Source organism: Streptomyces olivochromogenes, assembly GCF_021538895.1.
Lineage (GTDB): Bacteria > Actinomycetota > Actinomycetes > Streptomycetales > Streptomycetaceae > Streptomyces > Streptomyces olivochromogenes_A.
The window spans coordinates 23,943-29,942 of the sequence record NZ_JADDRL010000114.1; the positions used below are offsets into that span (position 1 = coordinate 23,943).

Here is a 6,000-nt window from a genome sequence, read left to right on the forward strand (position 1 = left end):
GTCCGCCATGTGAGCGAGTACCAGTACTACGAGTTCCAGGCCCTCGACTGTCCGCTCAGCCGCGAGGAACGGGACCAGCTACGGGCCATTTCCACCCGGGCCCGGATCACCGCCACCAGCTTTACCAACACCTACAACTGGGGTGACCTGAGCGGCGATCCACGCCGAATGGTCGAGCGCTACTTCGACGCTCACCTGTACGTCACCAACTGGGGCACCCACCGGCTGATGCTCCGCCTGCCCAAGCAGACCCTGAACCTGCCCTCGGTCCAGTCCTACTGCCTGGGCCACCACGTCGAAGCCTGGACCACCCGCACCCACCTCCTGCTCGACATGACCAGTGACGACGAGGGCGGCGACTGGATAGAGGACGCCGACGAGTCACTGGCCGCCCTCATCGGTGTACGCGACGAACTCGCCACCGGCGATCTGCGCCCCCTCTACCTCGCCTGGCTGTCCGCGCTCGCTGCCTGGGAACTCGAAGACGACAACGAAGAGGAATATCAAGCCTGCCCGGAGCCGCCCGTCCCGGCCGGGCTCGGCGAACTGACCGTCCCCGCAGAGCGCACTCGCCAACTTCCTGCGCGTGGATGGCGATCTGCTCGCAGTCGCGGCTCAGGCCAGTCCCGCCGCGCCCAAGAAGCCGACCAGGCCTACGAAGAAGGAACTCGCCCTGCTGATCGCCGCGCTGTCCCCGAAGGAGAAGGACGCTCTGCTGCTACGGCTCGCCCTCGGCGAGGAGCCCGGTTTGCGCGCCGGACTCCTGCGCCGTCTGCAAGGCGGCGCCGGCGCTCCCGCTCCGGTCACCGGGCGCCGCTGCGCCGCCCAACTCCTGGACGCAGCCCATACCCTGCGCGCCGAACGCAGGCGGCGCGCCGAACAAGAACGGGCCACCGCCCGTGCCCAGCGCCTGACCACCCTCGCGGGCGAGGCCGAATCCGCCTGGCAGCAGATCGAGACGCACATTGCTACCAAGAAGACCACCGCCTACGACCAGGCCGTCACGCTCCTCGCGGAATTGCGCGACGCCTACGCCCACACCGGAGGGCATACCGATTTCCAACAGCGCCTGACTCGCCTACGCGAGGGTAATCAACGCCGCCCTGGCCTCATCCACCGCCTCGATCGCCGCGACCTGCGATAGGTCCGCGCTTGATGCCCCTATGGATGTCAACTGGCGGGGGCTGGTGCGGGTGGTTGCCTTCTGGTGTGAGGAGGGCTGGGTAGATCTCGCGGGCGATGTAGCGTTTGAGGCATCGGTTGGCTTCACGTCGTGTCTTGCCCTCGGTGACGCGTCGTTCGACGTAGGAACGGGTGCGGGTGTCCCAGCGTAGGCGGGCTATGACGATGGTGTAGAGCGCTGAATTGGCCTGTCGGTCGCCGCCGCGGTTGAGTCTGCGGCGCTGGGTTTTTCCAGACGATGCTTCCACGGGGCTGGCACCACAGAGGGCGGCGAATGAGGCCTCGCTGGCCAGGCGGTCGGGGTTGTCGCCGGCTGCGGTCAGCAAGGCTGCGGCGGTGTTCGGACCGACGCCGTAGAGGTTCAGGAGCTTGGGCGCGTAGGCATCGATCGCAGATCTTATCCGGGCGGTGAGGTCATCGATCTCCTCGGTGAGGTGCAGGATCCGCCTGGCCAGGAGCCGGAGCGTATGGCGGGAGGCCGCGTGCCGCCCCGTGCCGGGAGTGGGCCTCAGCTGCGAACACCGGCGGATGAGTTTGAGGTTGCTCAGTCTGGCCAGGGATTCCCGCAGGGCCGGTTCTGCCGCCACGAGCACGGCCTTGAGCTGGTTGATGGCCATGGAACGGGACTTGACCGCGGAAGACTTGGCCATCTTGAACAGCCGGACTGTCTCCACCGGTCCGTCGGTCGTCTTGGCGGTGGCCGTGGCACGGCCGGAGAGGACCGCCCGGGCGGCGGCCGCGGCATCGATGGAGTCGGACTTGCCATGCCGGCGTCGGTGCGGCCTTGTCGGGCTGGTTGACCTCGGTGACCGCGATGCCTTCATGGTGCAGATAGCGGGTAAGGACGGCTCCGTAGGAGCCGGTGCACTCCACCCCGGCCCGCTGTAACTGCCCAAAAGCACGTGCCCAGCAAAGGAGTTCGCGATAGCCCTGCCGGGTCGTGGGGAAGCCTCGAGTGCCCAGCAAGAGTCCGGTGCTGGTGATGACCGCGGCCACGTGAACATCTTTGTGCGTGTCGACTCCGAGCAGGACCTGCTCGTGCTGGTCAGCCGTGTCATGGCGTGGATGGCTTTGCTGAGTCGTGCTGGGCACGGTCGCTTGTCTCCTGATCGCCTCGGGGACGCAGGTGGCTGACACCGGAACGGTGTGGTGGTCAGGACTGTGACGGTGCCTGTCGCGAAGGCCCCTATCCGGACACGCCCCACCGTTTCGGTGGCAGTACGCACCGCCTCAGACAGCAGTCGGCAGATCAAACGCAAGGCACGGCAGTACAGGGTCGCCCGTGCACACCTGCACCGGCATCTCGGCATCGCCACCCCTGTCGGTGAGCCCGAGTCGCAAGGCCAGGTCGCAGAACCGCCGATCGGTGGCGGTCTGGGGGCACACGGTGCGTGCCCGCCGGGCTTCCAGAGAAGCACCGACGGGCAGATCCGCGCTTAGGCATGCCTAGACCCGGGCTCGTCCGTGGAGTGCGGTGGGCTCATCCGACCGCTCCAGCCCGCTTAGCCCACCTGGGCCCATGTGCCGGTGCAGATCACGGGTCCGGGTGTCCTCCCGTGCTTCCATCGCGCCAGGAGGCATATGAGATGACTGATGACCGACAGCAGCACGCCGACCCCAGACCGACAGCGTCCCGGCGTCGCGTGCTGGCCACCGCCGCCCTTGCGCCCGTACTGACCGGAGCGATCGGGGCGGTTCCCCCCGCCCGTGCCGCGACCGCCGGACCGGGGGCCGAGCCGGTCCACACCCCGGTCCCGCCGGTGATGACCGAACTCGCCGACTGGGCGGACGTGGGCGCGGCCCTCGGCGCACCGGGCGGCATGAAGCGGTTCATGTACCACACGCCCCTGCTGCGCCGGGACCTCCACGTGGTCTCCCGGGGCATCATGATCGACCCCGCGCTCGCCCTGGGCACCCATGTGTCCTTCGTCCGGTACGCCGACGGCAGCTCGCTCCTGATGGGCGACGCGGTGGTCACCGAGCGCGAACTCCAGCCGTTCAGCGACGCCCTGCACGAGCACGGGATCGGGCAGACCGCGATCCACAAGCACCTGCTGGCCCAGCGGCCCGACGTCTGGTGGTGTCACCTCCACGCCCACAGCACCGACCCGGTGGCCGTCGCCCGCGGTCTGCGCGCCGCCCTGGACCGCACCGCCACCCCGTTCCCGAAGGCCCATGCCGCTTTCGCCGTGCCCCCCGGCGTGCCCTTCGCCGTACGCTTCGACCTGGACACCGCGGCCATCGACGCCGCGCTCGGGGTGAAGGGCACCGCCGACAGCGGCGTCTACCAGAGCACGTTCGTCCGCCGGGAGGCCATCACCGACGGCCACCTCCTCCTTCCCCCGGGCCTCAGCTCGACCACCTCGTTCAACTTCCAGCCGCTCGGCCGCGGCCGGGCCGCGGTCAGCGGCGACTTCGCCGTGATCGCCGACGAGGTCCAGGACGTCCTCACCGGGCTCCGGCGCGGCGGTGCCGACCTCGTCGAGCTCCACCACCACAACCTCACCGACCAGCCCCGGCTGTTCTTCGTCCACTACTGGGCCGTCGGCGACGCCGTGACCCTGGCGCGGCGCCTGCGCCCCGTTGTGGACGCCACCAATGTCGCGCCGATGAAGGGGACGGGTGCCTGATGAGCATGAGCGACGAGTCGATCACCTGCCCGTTCGACTACAGCGAGGCCCTCGACTTCGATCCCGAGCTCGCGGCCATCATGGAACGCGACTCCCTGACCCGCATCCGGCTCCCGTACGGTGATGCCGGCGCCTGGCTCGTCACCGGCTTCCGCTCGGTCCAGAGGTCTCTTCCGACCAGCGCTTCAGCCGGGCGTAGATCATGGGCCGCGACTATCCCCGGATGACGCCGGAGCCCATCGTCTCCCCCGAGTCCATCAACGTCATGGACCCGCCGCACAGCAGCCGCGTACGGCGCCTGGCGTCACAGGCGTTCACCCAGCAGCGGGTCGACGAGATGCGGGAGCGGATCGTGCTGCTCGCGGACTCCCTGCTCGACGAGATGGCGCAGCAGGGACCGCCCGCGGACCTGGTACAGCACCTGTCGAACTCGTTCCCCCAGCACACGATCCTGCACCTGCTCGGCATCCCCCGCGACGAGTGGTCCCGGATGCGCGAGCAGGTCCACCGGCTCCTCGTCACCGGTGCGGACAACAGGGAGGCGGCGGCCAAGGTCAGGACCGACCTGACCGACTACTTCGGCGCCATGGTCGAACAGCGCCGCCGCACCCCCGGCAACGACATCATCAGCTCGATGGCCGCCGCGCGGGAGGGCGAGGACCAGCTCAACGACAGGGAACTGGCCGTGATGACCCTGACCCTGGTGCTCAGCGGGCAGGACACGGCGACGTGCCAGATCAGCAACATCGTGTATCTGCTGCTGACCCGGCCCGAGCTGGCGGACCACCTGCGGCGGCGCCCGGACAACCTGACGAACGCGATCCACGAGATGCTCCGGTACATCCCGTTCCGCAAGGGGGTCGGCCCAGCGGGGATCTACCGCTCGCGTAGGTCGTACGGGTTGATCTCTTCGTATCGATCGTCGGACTCGTCCCGGCTCCACGAGTACGTTCAGGACCGACTGGCCGGGACCGTCGTCCACGCCGCGGACGGTCAAACCGTCCAGGGCCCGCAAGTGCCGGCCTGGAAGGGCCGTAACAAACCCAGACGGCAGGACCGACTCTGGCCACGGCGTGGAGCCCGGAGCAGATATCGCAGCGGCTCAGGGTGGACTTCCCCGAGGATGAGTCCATGAGAATCTCCCCGGAGGCGATCTCCGCCCGCTTCACCAAGGTGCCGAAGCTGGCGAAGGAGCTGCGGGTGCCGACCCCGGCCAGCCGATCGTTTGTGAGAACAGGCGCGCGCCCGTGCGCCTCGCCAGCACAACGCCTCGCTGTCAGCATGGTGTTGTGCTGACGAGTCGCTGCACCGGGACGGTGGGAACACGGCGAACACAAGCACGCCCTCGGTGCTGGTGCATCGGTTAACCCGGCCCACGCCGTACTGGTGGCAGTCCGGCGCGGGCGGTTCCGGCAGACAGGCAGCGCGCTGTTCAGGACAGTTCGCGGACACCGAGCTGCTGCACGAACAGCAGGCTGTCGGCGTTCGCCCAGTACTCGGCGAGCATGCCGTCCCTGACGAGCAGGGTGTCAGTGCCGGTGAAGCGGACGATGTTGCCCACGGCGTCGTCGGACGCACCCGGGAAGCCGCCGGCGTAGGTGCCTTCGGCCGCCCAGCGGACCACCAGGTAGTCGTCCGTGGCGATCGGGCCGACCACGATCTCGAAGCTGAGGTCGCGCAGGATGGTGTGGATGCCGGCCACCCAGCCGTTCAGGCCCTCACGGCCGTGCACGGTGTCGTCGCCGGACCCGGTGATGGGGGCGGCGTGCGCGACGAAGTCGGGTGCGATGATCTTGTCGGTCTGGGACAGGTCGTTGTTCCACAGAGCCTTCCACGGCTCGGCGAGCAGGGCGTTGGCGGAAGCGGACATGGCGGTTCTCCTTGGTGGCGATGGGTTTCCTGCGTGAAGTGCCGCACGCGGTAACGACGTTGGCCGCAGGCTGCGGAGGGCCGCGGCTGGCGGCGACTCAGAGTCTGGGCGCGGCAGCTGTCCACTTCCCAGCCCGTTCAGGACCCAGCGCTGTCCGCTCCTGTCCACCCCCGTCTACTCCCACCACCGGGGCTGGACCAGCGGGCTTCCCGCCCACTCCCGGAGATTCCCCGCGGCTGAGGCGGGCGGCGCCGAGCGCTCATCGCCTCTGACGTCCGCGGGGCACGTGCGGCGCGGCCGGGAGCGGCTGACCGGCGA

At 69.0% G+C, this 6,000-nt stretch carries 4 protein-coding genes and 3 pseudogenes; 5 read left to right on the forward strand and 2 right to left on the reverse strand.

From position 1 onward, the window contains the following. Positions 1-586: 586 nt before the first annotated feature. Positions 587-1,144: a hypothetical protein gene (locus IPZ69_RS37665; protein WP_235459212.1), complete on the forward strand. Its 558-nt coding sequence runs from the start codon at positions 587-589 to the stop codon at positions 1,142-1,144. A gap of 79 nt (positions 1,145-1,223) precedes the next feature. Here the strand turns inward: IPZ69_RS37665 and IPZ69_RS37670 are convergent. Continuing rightward, positions 1,224-2,274 (reverse strand): annotated as a pseudogene (locus IPZ69_RS37670) (IS110 family transposase); the annotation flags it as partial. Positions 2,275-2,768: 494 nt separating this feature from the next. Here IPZ69_RS37670 and IPZ69_RS37675 point away from each other — a divergent pair. From IPZ69_RS37675 to IPZ69_RS37690, 4 genes and pseudogenes are all read left to right on the forward strand, one after another. Next, positions 2,769-3,812 (forward strand): DUF1259 domain-containing protein, encoded by a 1,044-nt coding sequence (locus IPZ69_RS37675; RefSeq protein WP_235459213.1) that lies wholly within the window; start codon positions 2,769-2,771, stop codon positions 3,810-3,812. Then, positions 3,812-4,039 carry a hypothetical protein gene (locus IPZ69_RS37680; protein WP_235459214.1) on the forward strand — a complete coding sequence of 76 codons (228 nt, stop codon included), beginning with the start codon at positions 3,812-3,814 and terminating at the stop codon, positions 4,037-4,039. Before IPZ69_RS37675 ends, IPZ69_RS37680 begins: the two co-directional genes overlap by 1 nt. 38 nt (positions 4,040-4,077) lie before the next feature. Then, positions 4,078-4,548, forward strand: a pseudogene (locus IPZ69_RS37685) (cytochrome P450); the annotation flags it as partial. 198 nt (positions 4,549-4,746) lie between these two features. Continuing rightward, positions 4,747-4,967: pseudogene (locus tag IPZ69_RS37690) on the forward strand (IS30 family transposase); the annotation flags it as partial. A gap of 277 nt (positions 4,968-5,244) precedes the next feature. Here IPZ69_RS37690 and IPZ69_RS37695 read toward each other — a convergent pair. After that, the gene (locus IPZ69_RS37695) at positions 5,245-5,682 is read right to left on the reverse strand and encodes an ester cyclase (RefSeq protein WP_235459215.1); all 438 of its coding nucleotides are present in this window, start codon (positions 5,680-5,682) and stop codon (positions 5,245-5,247) included. Positions 5,683-6,000: the final 318 nt, after the last annotated feature.